This window comes from Natronorubrum sp. A-ect3 (assembly GCF_041821125.1).
Taxonomy (GTDB): domain Archaea; phylum Halobacteriota; class Halobacteria; order Halobacteriales; family Natrialbaceae; genus Natronorubrum; species Natronorubrum bangense.
In genome coordinates this window covers 1-15,554 of sequence record NZ_JBGUBB010000018.1, presented here as the reverse complement: position 1 = coordinate 15,554, position 15,554 = coordinate 1, and the positions used below count along the sequence as shown (strand labels likewise).

14 protein-coding genes are annotated in these 15,554 nt (G+C 55.9%); 8 read left to right on the top strand and 6 right to left on the bottom strand.

Annotated elements, in window-relative coordinates:
- Positions 1 to 1,062 precede the first annotated feature (1,062 nt).
- Complete coding sequence (locus ACERJA_RS19930) at positions 1,063 to 1,545, bottom strand: pyridoxamine 5'-phosphate oxidase family protein (RefSeq protein ID WP_373609948.1); 483 nt, start codon at positions 1,543 to 1,545, stop codon at positions 1,063 to 1,065.
- A 252-nt stretch (positions 1,546 to 1,797) separates the two neighbouring features.
- Here ACERJA_RS19930 and ACERJA_RS19925 point away from each other — a divergent pair, with 252 nt between their 5' ends.
- Positions 1,798 to 2,664, top strand: coding sequence for a DMT family transporter (locus ACERJA_RS19925; RefSeq protein WP_373609947.1), 867 nt, complete (start codon positions 1,798 to 1,800; stop codon positions 2,662 to 2,664).
- A 211-nt stretch (positions 2,665 to 2,875) separates the two neighbouring features.
- Here the strand turns inward: ACERJA_RS19925 and ACERJA_RS19920 are convergent, their stop codons facing one another.
- Together ACERJA_RS19920 and ACERJA_RS19915 are read right to left on the bottom strand one after the other, a co-directional pair.
- The gene (locus ACERJA_RS19920; RefSeq protein WP_373609946.1) at positions 2,876 to 3,244 is read right to left on the bottom strand and encodes a hypothetical protein; all 369 of its coding nucleotides are present in this window, start codon (positions 3,242 to 3,244) and stop codon (positions 2,876 to 2,878) included.
- Positions 3,241 to 4,128 carry a ParA family protein gene (locus ACERJA_RS19915; protein WP_373609945.1) on the bottom strand — a complete coding sequence of 296 codons (888 nt, stop codon included), beginning with the start codon at positions 4,126 to 4,128 and terminating at the stop codon, positions 3,241 to 3,243. Before ACERJA_RS19915 ends, ACERJA_RS19920 begins: the two co-directional genes overlap by 4 nt.
- A 374-nt stretch (positions 4,129 to 4,502) precedes the next feature.
- On the opposite strand from ACERJA_RS19915, the gene ACERJA_RS19910 reads away from it, so the two are divergent.
- Positions 4,503 to 5,564 carry a zinc-dependent alcohol dehydrogenase family protein gene (locus tag ACERJA_RS19910; RefSeq protein WP_373609944.1) on the top strand — a complete coding sequence of 354 codons (1,062 nt, stop codon included), beginning with the start codon at positions 4,503 to 4,505 and terminating at the stop codon, positions 5,562 to 5,564.
- Between the two features lie 266 nt (positions 5,565 to 5,830).
- Here the strand turns inward: ACERJA_RS19910 and ACERJA_RS19905 are convergent, their stop codons facing one another.
- Positions 5,831 to 7,090 (bottom strand): orc1/cdc6 family replication initiation protein, encoded by a 1,260-nt coding sequence (locus ACERJA_RS19905; protein ID WP_373609943.1) that lies wholly within the window; start codon positions 7,088 to 7,090, stop codon positions 5,831 to 5,833.
- 722 nt (positions 7,091 to 7,812) lie between these two features.
- Between ACERJA_RS19905 and ACERJA_RS19900 the strand changes: the two genes are divergently transcribed.
- A complete protein-coding gene (locus tag ACERJA_RS19900) occupies positions 7,813 to 8,973 on the top strand; it encodes a tyrosine-type recombinase/integrase (protein ID WP_373609942.1) in 1,161 nt (386 codons plus the stop codon).
- Positions 8,974 to 9,524: 551 nt separating this feature from the next.
- Here ACERJA_RS19900 and ACERJA_RS19895 read toward each other — a convergent pair.
- Complete coding sequence (locus tag ACERJA_RS19895; protein WP_373609941.1) at positions 9,525 to 10,340, bottom strand: SDR family NAD(P)-dependent oxidoreductase; 816 nt, start codon at positions 10,338 to 10,340, stop codon at positions 9,525 to 9,527.
- A 309-nt stretch (positions 10,341 to 10,649) separates the two neighbouring features.
- Between ACERJA_RS19895 and ACERJA_RS19890 the strand changes: the two genes are divergently transcribed.
- The 5 genes from ACERJA_RS19890 (at position 10,650) to ACERJA_RS19870 (ending at position 15,072) form a co-directional block, all read left to right on the top strand.
- The gene (locus ACERJA_RS19890; RefSeq protein ID WP_373609940.1) at positions 10,650 to 11,027 is read left to right on the top strand and encodes a hypothetical protein; all 378 of its coding nucleotides are present in this window, start codon (positions 10,650 to 10,652) and stop codon (positions 11,025 to 11,027) included.
- A 249-nt stretch (positions 11,028 to 11,276) separates the two neighbouring features.
- Positions 11,277 to 11,966: a hypothetical protein gene (locus ACERJA_RS19885; protein ID WP_373609939.1), complete on the top strand. Its 690-nt coding sequence runs from the start codon at positions 11,277 to 11,279 to the stop codon at positions 11,964 to 11,966.
- A gap of 363 nt (positions 11,967 to 12,329) precedes the next feature.
- A complete protein-coding gene (locus tag ACERJA_RS19880; RefSeq protein ID WP_373609938.1) occupies positions 12,330 to 12,974 on the top strand; it encodes a nitrous oxide reductase accessory protein NosL in 645 nt (214 codons plus the stop codon).
- Between the two features lie 166 nt (positions 12,975 to 13,140).
- The gene (locus ACERJA_RS19875) at positions 13,141 to 13,875 is read left to right on the top strand and encodes an MBL fold metallo-hydrolase (RefSeq protein WP_373609937.1); all 735 of its coding nucleotides are present in this window, start codon (positions 13,141 to 13,143) and stop codon (positions 13,873 to 13,875) included.
- An 855-nt stretch (positions 13,876 to 14,730) separates the two neighbouring features.
- Entirely contained in the window at positions 14,731 to 15,072 is a 342-nt protein-coding gene (locus ACERJA_RS19870; protein ID WP_049889758.1) for a CBS domain-containing protein, read from the top strand.
- 45 nt (positions 15,073 to 15,117) lie between these two features.
- Here ACERJA_RS19870 and ACERJA_RS19865 read toward each other — a convergent pair whose 3' ends face one another.
- Positions 15,118 to 15,417: a DUF6360 family protein gene (locus tag ACERJA_RS19865; protein WP_373609936.1), complete on the bottom strand. Its 300-nt coding sequence runs from the start codon at positions 15,415 to 15,417 to the stop codon at positions 15,118 to 15,120.
- Between the last annotated feature and the right edge of the window lie 137 nt (positions 15,418 to 15,554).

Below are 15,554 nucleotides of genomic sequence, written 5' to 3'. Positions count from 1 at the left end.
TGTAACCCCCGGTGTATATATAAGGCCTACGAACCAAACGTCCAACGAGTGTGTGTACCAACCACAATTGATAGACATTTGCAGCAGTATGTACTCGAACCGCTCAGCTAACAAGGAAATGAACCGATCCAAAAGTGAAGCAGACGACGTTGGCTTCTCGAGCGAACACACAATTAAGTTCAGTAGACACGAAGCGGCATGGGAATGAGTCGCCGAAGACTCGACCTGCAAACCGCCCCATCTTACAGTACAGTGGCCACAGACGAAGTATACTGGATTCACTGGGCCGACACGGGATCCAATTGTACATGTACAGATTTCGATTCTACCAGCTTTTTTGTGTTCCTCTCGCGTGCGCGCGAGCGATTACATTAAGATTGACGAGTACGAACTCATCCCAGTTCGATAGGGCAGAGACGTTCCTCAAACGGGTTGCCCGTAACACTGGCTGTCAGGTCAAGTGCGAAGAGTTCGCGACGGGTTCGGTCGATGAAACTGCGCTTGTTCTTTACAACGAGTCGGATGGTCAGTGTCTTTTCGAAGCAACTGTCGCTGGTGTCGTCACCGGCTCGGAATTCGTTGGAGGTGTGCACGCCCGCGGTCGATACGGACCAGAGACAGGTCTCGAGACGGTCGCCAACAGATCACAGATGGAGGATACCCCGGAGCTCGTTGAGACACTGACCGATCAGAACCAAGCGTCGAACTTGTCGGAAAGCGTGACAACCAGCAGAGACGGGCACCAGAAAAAAGATCATAACAATACTGTTAATTGAGCTGATAGAGCGGCCGCTCGAGACACTCAAAGCTGCCGACTACACTGGGTTGCTGACTGGGTGCAGGAGAGTACAGGCGAAGAGATGGAGAGATACCTAAAATAACCAAATCGATGGTTGAACGCCGTCTCCGAACAGAATAGCAGCGGCTTCTCGAGCAGCCGTTCAGATGCGACAAACACGTAATCGCCAACTGATGGTCTACCGCGTCTACGGTCGCGGAAGATAGCGAAGTGGTGTAGAGTTTGATCAGCCAGCTAGAAAAATGGCTGAAATGCTAGCCAGGCTACTCTTCTTTGGAGTCAGGTTCAAGCTCGGGTGGAAGCCCGATATGTTTGAGACCAACCTGATCTTCGATCGTGAACTGATACAGTTTGGTGTTCTCCGACGCGCTGGCCCGTTCGAACACATCCGGACGCCACCGCAGCTCGATGTCGTCCCGAATCTCGTCCCGTTCGTCCTCTGGGACCTCATTGATGGTGCCAGTAAGAAGGACGCTCGTCCAATTGAACGGTGTGTCCGCTCGGTAGACGAGAAAACGAGCGATGTCCGCATGATCGGTCAGTTCTGCTTTCCGGCTACTGGAGCCAAGGACATACAGGATGTAGAGACACGACTCCCCATCGAACGAAAAAGACAGGGGACGCATAATCGGTGCGTCATCTGTCGAAAGTCCAAGCACCCCGACGGTCTGGCTCGACAGAAATCCATGTATCTCATCATCATCCATTTGAACCATGCCATAGTCGCTAAGCTCGTCGACAGTCATCAAATGAAAGCATGAGATGGACCTCCTAAGGTGTTTGTTGGATTCTCACATACTGTTCAGGGCGCTGATTCCTCACAGACGGCCACAACAAATCGACAACAGCTGTCTATCGACCTGGCTAAAACAGTACAGTGACAAAATCATGACCTCCCGCGAGATCCAGCGCCGAAGTGCTTCTCTGATTCGGTCTGTGGACAGAGTCAACATTCTCCAAGACAGAGCGCTTTTTGCGATCTGAAATAGTCACAGAGTATGAACGATGAAACGGTCGGGATCGTTCTCGTGCTGATCTCTGCGATTGGGTTCGGTACGCTCGGCATCTTCGGGATGCTCGCTGCCGAGGAAGGGGTTTCGATCCCGACGGTACTCGCGTTGCGGTTTGGGCTCGCAACAGTCGTCCTCTGGATGGTTCTCCGACTGCGGGGGCGATTTCAATTGCTCACCGGTCGAACGCTCGGGATTGCACTCGCACTTGGCGGAATTGGGTACGCCACGCAGAGCGGACTCTACTTTCTCGGACTCGAGTTTCTGACAGCCGGGATGGTTGCGATCGTGCTCTACACCTATCCAGCGTTCGTCGTCTGTATCGTCGCGGTCACGAACCCGAGTCGAGTTACGAAACGGCTGTTGATCGCACTCGGCCTCTCGATCGGCGGCGTTGCAATCATCACCGGTGCAGATCCCGTTGGCGTCGACCCTCGCGGGATCGCGATCGTACTTGGAGCAGCGGTTGCGTACTCACTGTACATCGTCGTAAGCCAGCGAGCGCTTGTGACGACCGACGCAGAGGTACTAACAGCGTTCGTGCTACCGGCTGCAGCCGGCAGTTTTATCGCATTCGGTGTGAGCACAGACACACTCGCGATGCCGGGCAGCGTCTCCGCTTGGGGAGTCATCCTCGCGATCGCGATCTTCGCGACAGTGGTACCCGTTCTCACCTTCTTCGCTGGCATCGCGAAAATCGGAGCCAGTCGTGCAAGCATTATCAGCACAGCCGAACCGGTCGTCACAGTCACACTCGGGGTGCTCGTGTTGGGAGAGGCGGTCACGATCGTAACGGCCGTCGGTGGACTACTCGTTATTATAGGCGTTATCCTCATCCAGCTCGAAGGATCCTGACACGTGAGTTCATAACGAGAGCGAGAGTAAATCGACACCCTGAAAACACCACCATGTCCGCAGTTCTACATCACCACGTTCTATCGAGAGCAGTGACAACAGTGACAGAAACAACGGACATGGTGGTGTCCGTGCCGACTACATTTCCGTCCCGTGGCCAGTTATCTCCAGGACCAACTGCCGAATAGCGACACGAAAACAGGACGGGAAGCTACGCTTGTCGGCGCGTCTTGCGGATCTGTTCTGGGACTTCGTCAATATGCTCGAGAGCGACCTTCAAAAGCGCGTCGTGGACTTCGCGAGTTTCGTCGTCGCGAATGCCCATCCGTCGGAGTTCGGGCGTAACGACGATCCCGAGTTCGTCCTCGAGATTATCCCACGTCTCGCCACGGGCGTACAGTGGCTTCTGGCGAACATCGCTGTATTCGAAGGCCGGGCCAGTCGACACTGCTTTCTCATCGCGTGCCTGTGTGGATGGTGTCGTCTCCGACTGACTCGAGTCATCGGCTGTCGCAGGTTCGTCGACCGGCTCGTCACCGTCGGCATCGTCGCTTCCAAGATCATCGAAGGGGTTCGTCATCGATCGATCCCTCCATTGGCAACGATCGCCGCGAGTTCCTCGTAGCACTCGATTTGATCGCTTTCTGGGTCGTACTCCTGAAGTGGCTTGTTTTCTTGGAGCGACCGCGAGAGCGAGGATCGGTATCGGATTCCCGGTTTCGGTGTGGATATCTCGCCTGCGTCGATCCGTTCGAACTCGGTGGCCGTGATCCGGGCAAACTCCGGCACAGCCTCCTTGAGTGGCTGGCCCGGGTTGACCTCATAGCTCGCCGTGTTCAGGTTCTCGAGCAGTTCCCGGTCTTCGGTCTGTTGGTCGATACGGTCCGAGAGTTTGTTCGGAACAACTGCAAGCACGTCGACATCGATGTATTCGCGAGCCGGTTCGATGAGTCGTTCCATCGTCCGTTTGTAGCCCCCGATCGCACTCGAGCCCGGTTCGATCGGAATCATGACGTTGCCCGTCGCGACCAGCGCATTGTTGTTCAACATTCCTGGATATGCCGGGCAGTCAAAGACGATGTACTCGTACTCGTCGCCGAGAAGCGGGTCAACGATCTTTGATTTGACACGGGCCGATCCTTGCATCGCACCGGCGAGATCGTTCTCGACGTCCTCGAGCGTGTTCGACGACGGCAACAGATCGAACTCGTACTCGGTCGGCTGGATAAGATCGTGCGGCGTCGCCGTTCCCTCGAGGATGACATCGCCGAGGTTCACGTCGCCCTGGTACGCGTCCTCGAAGCCGAGACCATTCGTTGCGTGACCGTTCGGATCGAGGTCCGCGAACAACGTTTTGCCCCGCTCGGCGAGCTGTCGGGCGAGGTTCATCGAGGTCGTTGATTTGCCGACGCCGCCTTTGAGAATGACGACACTTACTGCGCGTGGCTCGTGTTCTGCTGCCATAGTGTGACTCTGTCCGCCAACAATAGGCACCTATTGTACAGTGAATGCCTGTTTTAGCGGACAGTTCGTATATTCAGACAATCACACTTAGTTCTACTGTAGGTAGTTACAATAGGTAGCTTAGCTACCTCGTGTGAACAAGGTAGCTTAGGTGAGTCAGGAAAGGTGGGTGAGTTAGGTAAGGTACCTATTGCACCTATTGTATCATATTGAGATTTGTCGACGCCGTCAGTAAAATCAATGTTCCCCTACCGAAAGCAGAGAGACGACTGTTGGATGGAGTTACCCGACATCTATCGGCGGCTCACTTGAGTCCGATCTACCCCCCCCCCCCCTAACTCTATATAGAAGGTTGTGGTAAGCGTTGACGTACCATGAAAGCAGTAATGTTAGAAGAGTTCCAAGAGCCCCTGGAAGTCCAGGACGTCGAGCGTCCAGAACCAGAGTCGGATGGGGTCGTAGCGAAAGTCAATGGCTGTGGCGTCTGTCGGAGTGATTGGCACTGTTGGCAAGGTGACTGGGACTGGTTCGGATACAGACCCGACCCACCACACATTCTGGGTCACGAGCCCTGCGGAACCATCGTAGAAGTCGGCGAAGACGTCGAAACGGTCTCCGAAGGAGATCACATCGCCATTCCATTCAACTTCGCGTGTGGAAAGTGCGAACTCTGTCGGAACGGACGCGAAAACATCTGCGAAAACCACGTCGGACTTGGCTTCATGAACGAGGCTCCAGGAGCCTTCGCAGAAGAAGTCCATGTCCCAAACGCCGATATAAACGCAGTCCCGCTGCCGGACGAAATCGACCCGGATACAGCTGCCGGAATTGGCTGTCGCTTCATGACGTCGTACCACGGGATGGCCCACCGAGGTAACGTGGGTAACGGCGAAGATGTTGTCGTCCACGGGTTGGGCGGTATCGGGCTGTCAGCGGTTCACATCGCGAATGCCCTCGGTGCGAATGTCATCGGCGTCGACCTGTTCGAGGAGAAGTTGGAGAAAGCCGAACAGCTCGGTGCCGTCACGACGGTCAACGCTTCGGAAGTAGACGACCCAGCGAAGGAGGTTCGTGATATTACCGACGGAGGGGCAGACTGCTCGGTTGACGCACTCGGAATCGCGACGACGTGCCAGAACGCGGTCAACTCGCTTGGAAAAGGTGGTCGCCATGTTCAGATCGGGTTGACCACGTCCGAAGAGGAAGGGCAGGTGTCGCTTCCGACTGATGAGTTCGTCGCAAAAGAAATCGACTTCCGGGGATCGCTTGGACTACAACCGTCCCGTTACCCCGAGATGCTCGATATGATCAAAACCGGAAAAATCGATCCCAAGGAACTCGTCTCCGAAACGATCGCCATCGAGGCGGTGCCGGACAAGCTCGCGGCGATGAGTGATTATGATACCATGGGGATTCCAGTCTGTAACGAGTTTTGAGAGGTAAACATCACCTCTTATTTTAACGAGTTGGTTACGCTGGTGTAGGTGTCGGACAGCAGATGCAGCATCCAAGCATAGAACGGATACTGTCGAAGAACACGAGTTGAAGGCGGCAATGACGCTATTGGCCAGTAGAGTTACGACAACTGAGAGCGTTTGTCAACGCTTCCCCAAACACCACCATGTCCGCTGTTCCCATGGGGTAAGAACAGCGGACATCGTGGTGTCAAATCGAAAGACACGTTCGCAGCGAGCCAAGGGAGTTAGTGAAATTCGGTTAGCGACGTGTTCCCGTTAATCGAATCGAGTTCGTCGAAATGATTCTGGAGAGAATCATGAACACCGACGTCGTCAAGAACGTCATCTAACGCAGAGAGTACGAGTTCGAGATCCATATCGAGTGTGTACTCGCGATAGGTGCCACCCCGGCGACCCTCGTTTCGTTCGGTGACCGAGACGAGACCGAGCATGGCGAGTTCAGAGAGATGATCGCGCATCCGCCGTGGGACAAGCGGATCACGGCCAGCTCGCTGGGCAAAGCTCGTGTACCGCGGTCGAACATCTCGAGACCGAATCGGAGTCTCGTTCTGAAGATGGAGCGTCAGTAACGAGTACAAAACGAGATGGCCATGCTGAGTCAGTCCGCTAATCCCCTCTTCGATACGGCCCCGTTCCAGGTCGTGACGGCCTGCCTCAACGTGGTCTTCTGTGACGGTGGTCGTCTCTTCTTCTTCTCGAGCGAGATCGCCAGCTTTCATCAGGAGATCGATCGACTGTCGGGCGTCGCCAGCGTCTTTCGCTCCGTAGGCAGCACAGAGTGGAATCACTGCATCGTCAAGGACGTCGTCGTGGAACGCAACAGCAGCACGTTGCTCGAGAATCTTCTGGAGGTCGCCGGCATCGTAGGCAGGGAAATGGATCTCCTGTTCACAGAGCGAACTCTTCACTTTTGGTGAGAGGTCGTCGCGGAAGGAGAAATCGTTCGAAATCCCAATGATCCCGATCTTCGCCGCAGAAAGATTGTTGTTCGCGCGTGCACGCGGAAGCTGATAGAGAATCGAGTCATCCTCGACGTGGTCAACCTCGTCGAGAACGATGAGATTGGTGCCGGCGATTTCGTCGAGATCGTCCCACAACATTTCGTAGACGGTTGCGCGTGGGTAGCCAGTCGTGCTGATCTGATTCGTTTCCTCACGGAGTTCGTTGACGAGGCGTGTTGCGATCTGATATGAAGACGTGAGCCCATCACAGTTGAGAAACGTGAGATGCAGATCGATATCGTCGTACTGGCTCGCATCTTCCTCGAGATGAGAGAGGAGATACCGGGTCGCCGCAGTCTTTCCGACGCCAGTTTTGCCGTAGAGGAAAACATTGTTCGGTTGCTCACCGTTGATCACCGGCTGGAGTGCGGTCTGATACATCTGGATTTCTTCGTCACGACCGACAAGCCGCTCCGGTTGATAGTCTTCCCGCAACGCGTCGCGGTTTTTGTAGATTTCAGTATCCCGCTCGAACAACCCCATTCGTGGTCACTCTGTGAGAGTTTTTCGGGAGGGTTTATAAAACCACCATGTCCGGAGTGTCCGCTGTTCTATTCTTTTATATCAATTCTCGAAACACCCTCCCCCCACTTTGTCCGCAGTAACTAGCTCCAAAGGTGGGGTGGGGGGTGTACGGAGGTCTCTAGATAAGGAAGGTTTTAAGACACCACACAGAGAGTTAGTCCGTAATGCAGTTTCACAGTTGAGTTACTACAGACTAGTGTACTAGATCAAACCAATCCTAGCTAGAAAGCAGATCGTTTCTTGGGGGGTCCCCCCTTTGTTCGTAAGAACAGCGGACAAAGTGGGGGGAGGGTGTTGTCGTCCAGATCTTTTTATACCCTTCTCGAACTCCCGGTGATTCCGCTTGTTCTTTTGTCTTGGTTCCTCTTCAAGCTCTTTCCGGACCAAAGCACTTCTCGAGGCTACACGCGCTTGTTCTCTCTATCGATGACTGGTCCAACTCGAGAACAAATTACCGCTGTCTCATCTCTCCCAACACACCACGATGTCCGCTGTTCTTCGCCATAATGCTCCCACCGTGTCAGGAACAGCGGACATGCTGGTGTGTTCTTTTGTTTCATGCTCCCATTGAGCGGGCGACTCGAGACTCGGTTCCGAGACGACTCGTCCGTTGGACGCTATCGCTACGCATAGGTACATACACGCTTATTGTCTCCAATTCCGTTGAGTCACCGTAGCTGATGGCACCAAGCAGCTCTGGACCACTTTCTCAGGGAGATCCGCTCGAGGACGTTCTCATGGCGTGTCTCGAGAATAAGGGGACACTGTCGCCGAACTATCGCCAGAATTTCGAGCGGGTTGTCACTGACTGGATCGGGTTCTGTGAGCGCCGTGACGTCGAAACGATCGGCGCCGTTACCGATCGAACGATGGCCGGCTATGCGAGTCATCTCGCTCGGCGTATCGAGGCCGGAAAATCCAACGACGTTGACGGTGGAATCACCGAGACGACGGCCTGGACGTACTACGATTACGTCTCGGCGTTCCTGTCGTGGGCAGTCAAATGGGGCTACATCGCCGACAACCCAGCCGAGAAAGCACAGGCTCGAGATAGCATGCCCGACCGTCCCTCGAGTGGCGAGTACGAACGGCAGTTCTGGCAGCCCGAACAGCGACAGGCAATCTTAGAATACGTCCAACAGCGTGCTGCCAGCGCCTACCAGGATCCCGTCGCCCCGAAACCGATCTTGCACAAGCGCCTTCGAGATCGTGCACTCGTCGCGATGATCGCCTTTTCGGGCGTCCGTGGGGGTGAGATCCTGAAGGATCCGGCCGACTCGCGCCGAACTGGACTGCAGTGGAGCGACGTCGACCTCGAGGCGGGTGTCTGCTGGATCCTCGGTAAAAACCAGAACCGTGAGCCGGCCCAGCTTCCGGGCCAGGTCGTTGCGCCGCTCGAGCGCTGGCGTGAGGCCTACGACCCGCCGAGCGATGCGTGGCCAGTCTTCCCTTCGATGCACGTCCCGACACTCTCGAGACGGATTCGGACGGCGCTTGGCGCCGCTGAACGCGATCGGCTGGTTGTACAGCACCATCACTGGAAAATCGCGCTCGAGTATGGTGTTACGCCGCCTTCGATCACGACTGAGGGTGGTCGATCCGTGCTGAAGCGACTGAGCAGGCAGGCGGCCGTCCCCGGGTTAGCGCTCGAGGACGGCGAGTATCTCACGCTCCACGGTGGGCGTCGTGGTGTCGGTGAACTCCTGTATCGTGAGGTGAGCCACGAGCAGGCCCAGCGGACGCTTCGACACGCTGATCCCCAGACGACGAGTGAAATGTACTCGCATATCGAAACAAGCGAATTAGCCGAGGACAACACTGCCGTGTTTGAAAACGAATGACCGCTTCTCCTGTGTGAACTCGGGTGTGTCCACACTCGAGTAGCATGGCTCGCACCCACTGCTGACGCCTGTGGGTAGTACGGTGAACCACTCCGCCCTACCGCGCTCGGGCCTACTCGGTCCTCGCTTGTTGAGGACGGAGCTTCCTGTTTTTGTCTCAGAACTTGCAGGAACAGATCCCACAGCGTTCTCAATCCAGCACTCGTCAGACACAGTATCTAAAAGAATCCCAGACATTATTTCTGTTCTAATCTTCTGTTTCTAACTCTCGTGAAAAGTGGGGGGAGGGGGCGAAACCCAGCGTCGTGTCGTCTCGACTCGGGTGTTCACGTTACTTCTACTTCGAGATTATTTCTACGAATATTATCATGGCCATTGAAAGTCACTGCACCTCCTCCAGCGCCTGAAGTCACAGAAATCCCACCATAGGATTTCAGCCCGACCGATCCGGCCTCAAGATTTCAGGACACATCTAGACAGTACCTCCAAATACATTACGTCCACCTGATTGATGTGTTGATCGGACTGCTGACACTCGGCCTGTGATGTTGTCACTGGGAACCCGACCACAGCCGCCGGGTGATTTTGGCGGCGAGGCGACGAGGAAGCAGCCGCGAGAGGTGATAGCGAAGCCGGTCCCGCCGGCCGGGAACGACGATCCGTTTCCCGGCCATCGCACCTTCGTATCCAGCCTTGGCCACGAGTTCGGGGTCGAGCAGGTCGCCGCGGGCGACCGCCGAGCGTTCCATCCCGCCGCGTCGCATGAACGCCGTGTCCGTCTCGCCGGGACAGAGTGCCGTCACTGTGATTACCTCCTCGGAGAGTTCCTCGGCCAGCGCCAGCGAGAACGAGCGAACGTACGCCTTCGTTGCACCGTAGACGGCTGCCGTCGGCGTCGGGACGACCCCTGCCATTGATGCGACGTTGAGGATCCGTCCACGGCCACGCTCGCACATCCCCTCGAGGAAGTGGTCGGTCAGCGCCGTCAGTGCCTCGACGTTGACTCGGATCATCGCGCGTTCGTCGGCCCAGTCGGTCTCGGTGAAGGGTCCGTAGACGGGGACGCCAGCATTGTTGACCAGCGTGTCGACCACGCGACCCGTCTCCGCCACCCGGTCAGCGATGCGGGCGGGCGCGTCCGGATCAGTCAGGTCGAGTGCGACAGTTGCCACGACGGTCCCGGGTTCGGATGCGAGATCGCGCTCGAGAGTGGCTAGGCCTGCCTCGTCGAGATCGACAGCGATCACATCGTGGCCATTTCGGGCAAACTGCCGGCTCAACTCGCGACCGATACCGGAAGCCGCGCCGGTTACAAGCGCGACGCCGAGCCGTTCGGGCCGACTCGAACCTGTGAATCGATCGTTCATGTATGGGACTGTATTGGAGCCGACCTAATTCTTCCCCAGCGGGCGTGTCCTAGTGACGGGAACCCTCGAATGTAAGAGATCTACAACTCACCGATTGAACACGGTATCCTTCGAGTATGGGGAAATCAGGAGAACGTACCCGCCACGGAAGGAGATTGTCCATTGTTCGCTGATCGTGAGGACGACGAGGGGGTGTGCGTACATCATCACCCTATTGCTCACACGATAGTCTCTTTCGTCGCTGTTCTGGATGAAGATACAGACACCCTCTCGAGAACAGACCAAGTCCAACTCGTCGCATAGGGGATTGTGAGAAACTACTTCGACAACGACTACCAGAACCATACGGGTCACCCCGACGTCATCGTCCTCAAGATCATCTCGGAAGACGACGGCGAACACGAGTATCCGATCGTCGAGGTCAAAAACAGCACGAACGAGGACACGATTCGACGAGGAATCAAGGAGACACTCGAGTACCTCGCCTTCTTGCGAGTCAACGAGGATTTTGTCTTCGGTCGCGACGATAGCGAGTACTTTGGCTCCGGGTGGAACGAGCTCTTGGTGGTCCAAGACCCCGCTTCGGAGACTGCCTCACTCGAGGAACAAGCCCATCGGGAAATCGCGATCTTTCAGGCCTCCGAGCCAGAAGATGAGTTGGAGACGATTCTTCAGGAAGTTGTGTAGCGTCCGAATCTGGACACTCACATCGAGAAACAGCCCACCCCTCGCACTGAGTGTAATTAAGGCAGGTTGATCGCCTACCCCTCGCACCGAGTGTATCAAGACAGGTTGGGCACCCACCCCTCGCACCGAGTGTAGAGTCTCAGAGCCGATCTCCGAGGTGCTCAGCCTGTTCCATCAAGCCTTGAAGTTTCTTCTGAACAGACCACCTTCACAAAATAATATTATAACTTTGCCGTATGTGTTGCCGATATGACGATGGCCACAATTCTCGGTGGGTTGACATTCTTCTCGCTGGGTTCTGTTGCGGCCGGTGTCGGCGTCTCAGCGCTTCGGAAATGGATTGGCGTCCGCGGGAACGAGCTCGTGACGATTGCCGACGCGACGATCGGTGGCGGCGGAGACACTGTCGCGGTCGAGGGAACTGTCCAGGCGGTCGACGGGGACGTCCTCGAGTCGCCACTCGAGGAGGAGTCGTGTGTCGCCTACGAGTACCTGATTGAACGGTACAGCGGCGACAGCTGGTACATGATCGATGAGGGCGAGGATCGACGCCCGTTCGTGCTGGACGACGGGACGGCGACGGCCTACGTCGACCCTGAAGGCGCCCGGATGTCGTTCTCATCGGAGCTCGTCGAGGGGATAGACCGGGATGAACTTCCTGACGGCGTTGGTGGGGTGAAGAACATCGCCGGAATGCGGCGGTATCGGGAGGGATGGATCGAGGTTGGTGACACGGTTTACGTCAGGGGAAGAGCGACGACGCCAGCACCACAGGCGGACGTCGAATTTGTGGTCGAAAGTTGTGACGGGCTGTTCATTTCCAACGATACGAGAAAGCGGACCCAATGGAAACTCCTGTTCAAGGGTATCACGTTGATACCGTTCGGGATGCTGTTCTGCCTGATCGGACTGTTCGTCGTCGCGATAGGGCTCGCCTGACGTGGCTGTCTCACGCGACTGAGCAGGATGTTGAACGTGAACGGCGAGTATTTGTCCCCTCTTCTCGGGTTAGAACGGGAGTCCGCGCTGAATGTCACGCCTCTCAGGGCGTGGTAGCTTACGGGGCTCGCGACTGACGACTGGGAACAGAGTCGGGTACTGCGTCAGTATCACCCTTGCCCGCTACGCTTTCACAGCACCAGCCCTGTTCGAACAACATCCCTCGGTGGCTTTATCAACTCGAGATGCGACAAAACCATCATATTTTCACAAGTGTGGTGAACTAGTTGTGGTTTGTTCATCTAAACCGTTCGACGTGTGGACCATATTCGATTTACCGCATCGGTGGATACTGGACAGTGTATGACATCTGAGGAACGCGCAGTCGACAGACGCTGGGTACTCGGAACGATTGGTATCGGTGCAGCGGCCGGGCTCGCTGGTTGTCTCGGCGACGACGATGACGACGACACCGAAGGGATCGACGATGGTGACGACAACGGGAACGGTGACGAGGCCAACGGCGACGAGCTGACCCTCTCCGAACCCGTCGACTTTCCCGAAGACGAGGACGAAGGGGAGTGTGCGGTCTGCAGTATGGTCGCCGCGGAGTACCCTGACTGGAACGCACAGGTCGTCCACGAGGACGGCCACCGGGAGTATCTGTGTTCGAAAGGCTGCCTGACGGCCTACTATTTCGCCCCCGAAAAATTCACCAGTGGCGACTCCGATGAGGAGATTGCCGGCGTTTGGGCGACGTGTTTCCTGAGTGGCGAACTCATCGACGCCACCGAGGCGTACTTCGTCTACGAACAGGACAGGGACCGTCAGGACTTCCCGATGCCGATGGGGAGCCCCCTCGCCTTCAGCAACCGTGAGGACGCCGTTTCCTACGTTGAGGACTACGACGACCTCAACGAGGACGACCACGTAATCACCCTCGAGGACGTCGACCGTGAGGTCGCGGAGTTCTACAGGAAGCCCCGCCTCGAGGAGATGAGCGGTTGAGCATCCCCAGTGAGCCGGATCTCGTCAGTAGCCGGGTCTCACTGTCTTTTTCGAGGACCATTTATAGAAATTCCGTGCGCACTAACTGAAGAACGCCCCTCTCGTGGAAACCATCCCGGTATTTCGAAGCAAACCCTAACCCACCGCTCCTCGAAAGCCTTCTTGTATGTCGACACATTCCGACACCGCCGTTCGTCTCGTCCGGAACGCCACCGTCCTCGTGACTCTCGACGAGACGACATTCCTCGTTGATCCACTATTCGCGTCTCGAGGTGAGTTGCCGCCGATCCCGGATACGCCGAACGACCGCAAGAACCCACTCGTCTCCATGCCTGACATCGAACTGTTCTACGATGCCGTGGTCGTCACCCACCGTCATCCGGACCACTTCGACGAAGCAGCCAAAGAAGCACTCGAAGCGGATATCCCGTTGTTCTGCCAGCCTGAGGAGGTGGATGCCTTCACCGACGAGGGCTTCACCGACGTGCGATCCGTCGACGACAAAGCCGAGTTCGATGACATCACCATCCATCGGAAACCCGGACGCCACGGGCATGGACAGTTAGCGGAGGAGATGGGCCCTGTTTACGGATTCGTTTTTGAAGGCAATGAGATGCTGTATCTCGCCGGCGACACGATCTGGTACGACGAGGTCGAACGCACGCTCGACCAGTTTGAGCCCGATATGATCGTCCTCAACGGCGGCCAGGCACGATTCAATCACGGCGATCCCATCACAATGGGAGTCGATGATATCGCCGCTGTCCGCGATGCCACCGACGCCACGGTCGTTGTCGTCCACATGGAGGCGATCAACCATTGTCTCCTCACACGCGACGAGTTGCGGTCGGAGACGGAGAACGTCCACGTTCCCGAAGACGGGGAGCAAGTCATCCTCTGAGATCGGGTATACTACGTCGTGTTACTTCTGGCGGCCGCAAATTCGCGAAGCTGTCTGTGGCTGGTTCGACCCGATCACGCCATGGACACATGTCTTGATAATCGTCGAACTTCGCTCCACAGTAGCGACACGCATTGAGAGCTGTACCCGATGCTTACGGGTTCTCACCTCACCCGCCCTTTACATCCGTCGCTGGCACCTCTTGAAGAGTTCCGTTTTCTCGACGCGTCGGCGTCCGTAAACGACGTAGAAGGCGTGACCGGGTGAGGTGTACGCTGTTTCTAGCGATCCGAGTCTTTGTCCCCGTCTCAGAGGATATACTCTCTCTAATGATTATCGTGATAATGACCTGTGCGTTCGGTACGCTGAAAGTGCGGGTATGCACTTGTACTACCAATCAGCAAACCTTTGCTTGTGGGAAGCTGCCCCTTTCAGGGCGTGGAAGATGTTATCGCTGTCAAACAGCAGGTAAGTCACCCCACATTGGGTGAACCTCGAGAGTGGTCTGGGCCGATTACGTGTGCCCCATCGACGATGAAACCTCGTTTGACGACGGCAAGGTCAATCGGATGCCTGGTCGCCACGGTCACGGACAGTAGTGAGTAGGTGAGAGACACGCCACGCCTGTTGAAGTTCATCCTCCCCATCTGTTATTACTCAATATATTCAACACTGGGACAAAATTGACTGATTGGTCACTATGCCCGGTATATTGGCAATTTTTCTTACCATACAAGCAAAAATAGGGTGGCGTCGAGAGGATAGTCCGACCGAGCTGTTCCATTCGGAAAAAACATCACTATGGCTTTCGTATAGGCATGCGTGACTACCACGAACAAAACTGTGGACGACGTGATGTCGACACCGTTAGAGATGATCTCTAAAGATGCAACACTCGAGGAAGCTGCGACACTGATGACTGATCGTGAGATCAGTGCGCTCGTTGTCTCGACTGATCCGGCATCTATCATCACGAGTACTGATATCGTCGCTGCTGCCGCTGATGGACATGCACCAGCTGACCTCTTGGTGTCTGACGTGATGACGAAGTCAGTCGAGACTGTCCCACCAGATCTCTACCTCCAGCAGGTTGCTGCGATGATGACCAATTTCGGTATCAAACACCTTCCAGTTACTGACGGCGACGACTACATTGGGATGGTCTCTTCGACCGACGTTGCCGCCCAACTGTCCTAGCTACTGCCGACTCGGCAGACGAACTCGTTCAGCTGTTGATGGCGCTCAAGCCGTCTCTTCGTCGTCCCCGCTTGCTTCCTCGACCCGTTTCGCGTGTTTCTCGAGATCTGTTGCGATCGCGCGCGCCTGCGCGGGAGTTAACTGAATCGTTTCCATGTGCGCGGGGAGATGTTCCTCGGTCATGTTGTCGAGTTCGAACTGCAACTCAACAGAATCAGGATTCTTCTTTGCTGCTGTTGCGTTCACGACAGCGAACGCTTCCATTTCGAAGTCGTGTCCTTTTGCGACAGCATCGACGAGGTCGAGCGTCGTGTACGCGTTGACTTTCATTAGTCGGTCAGCCATCTATGTGCCGGGCTAGACCGTTCGAACATACTTATATCACTGCTGTGATCGTCTCCGTATGTCTACAGACGAGGGTGGTACACACACTCGTTGAGGGGGTCGGTTCGCAGGCCTTATATAGGGACCGGGGATTATCG

Excerpts from the sequence above, each read along its gene's own strand:
- ACERJA_RS19910 (WP_373609944.1), top strand. The coding sequence starts at position 4,503 with ATGAAAGCAGTAATGTTAGAAGAGTTCCAAGAGCCCCTGGAAGTCCAG.
- ACERJA_RS19865 (WP_373609936.1), bottom strand. The coding sequence starts at position 15,417 with ATGGCTGACCGACTAATGAAAGTCAACGCGTACACGACGCTCGACCTC.
- ACERJA_RS19880 (WP_373609938.1), top strand. The coding sequence starts at position 12,330 with ATGACATCTGAGGAACGCGCAGTCGACAGACGCTGGGTACTCGGAACG.
- ACERJA_RS19915 (WP_373609945.1), bottom strand. The coding sequence starts at position 4,128 with ATGGCAGCAGAACACGAGCCACGCGCAGTAAGTGTCGTCATTCTCAAA.
- ACERJA_RS19930 (WP_373609948.1), bottom strand. The coding sequence starts at position 1,545 with ATGACTGTCGACGAGCTTAGCGACTATGGCATGGTTCAAATGGATGAT.
- ACERJA_RS19900 (WP_373609942.1), top strand. The coding sequence starts at position 7,813 with ATGGCACCAAGCAGCTCTGGACCACTTTCTCAGGGAGATCCGCTCGAG.
- ACERJA_RS19905 (WP_373609943.1), bottom strand. The coding sequence starts at position 7,090 with ATGGGGTTGTTCGAGCGGGATACTGAAATCTACAAAAACCGCGACGCG.
- ACERJA_RS19920 (WP_373609946.1), bottom strand. The coding sequence starts at position 3,244 with ATGACGAACCCCTTCGATGATCTTGGAAGCGACGATGCCGACGGTGAC.
- ACERJA_RS19870 (WP_049889758.1), top strand. The coding sequence starts at position 14,731 with ATGTCGACACCGTTAGAGATGATCTCTAAAGATGCAACACTCGAGGAA.
- ACERJA_RS19895 (WP_373609941.1), bottom strand. The coding sequence starts at position 10,340 with ATGAACGATCGATTCACAGGTTCGAGTCGGCCCGAACGGCTCGGCGTC.
- ACERJA_RS19885 (WP_373609939.1), top strand. The coding sequence starts at position 11,277 with ATGACGATGGCCACAATTCTCGGTGGGTTGACATTCTTCTCGCTGGGT.
- ACERJA_RS19925 (WP_373609947.1), top strand. The coding sequence starts at position 1,798 with ATGAACGATGAAACGGTCGGGATCGTTCTCGTGCTGATCTCTGCGATT.
- ACERJA_RS19875 (WP_373609937.1), top strand. The coding sequence starts at position 13,141 with ATGTCGACACATTCCGACACCGCCGTTCGTCTCGTCCGGAACGCCACC.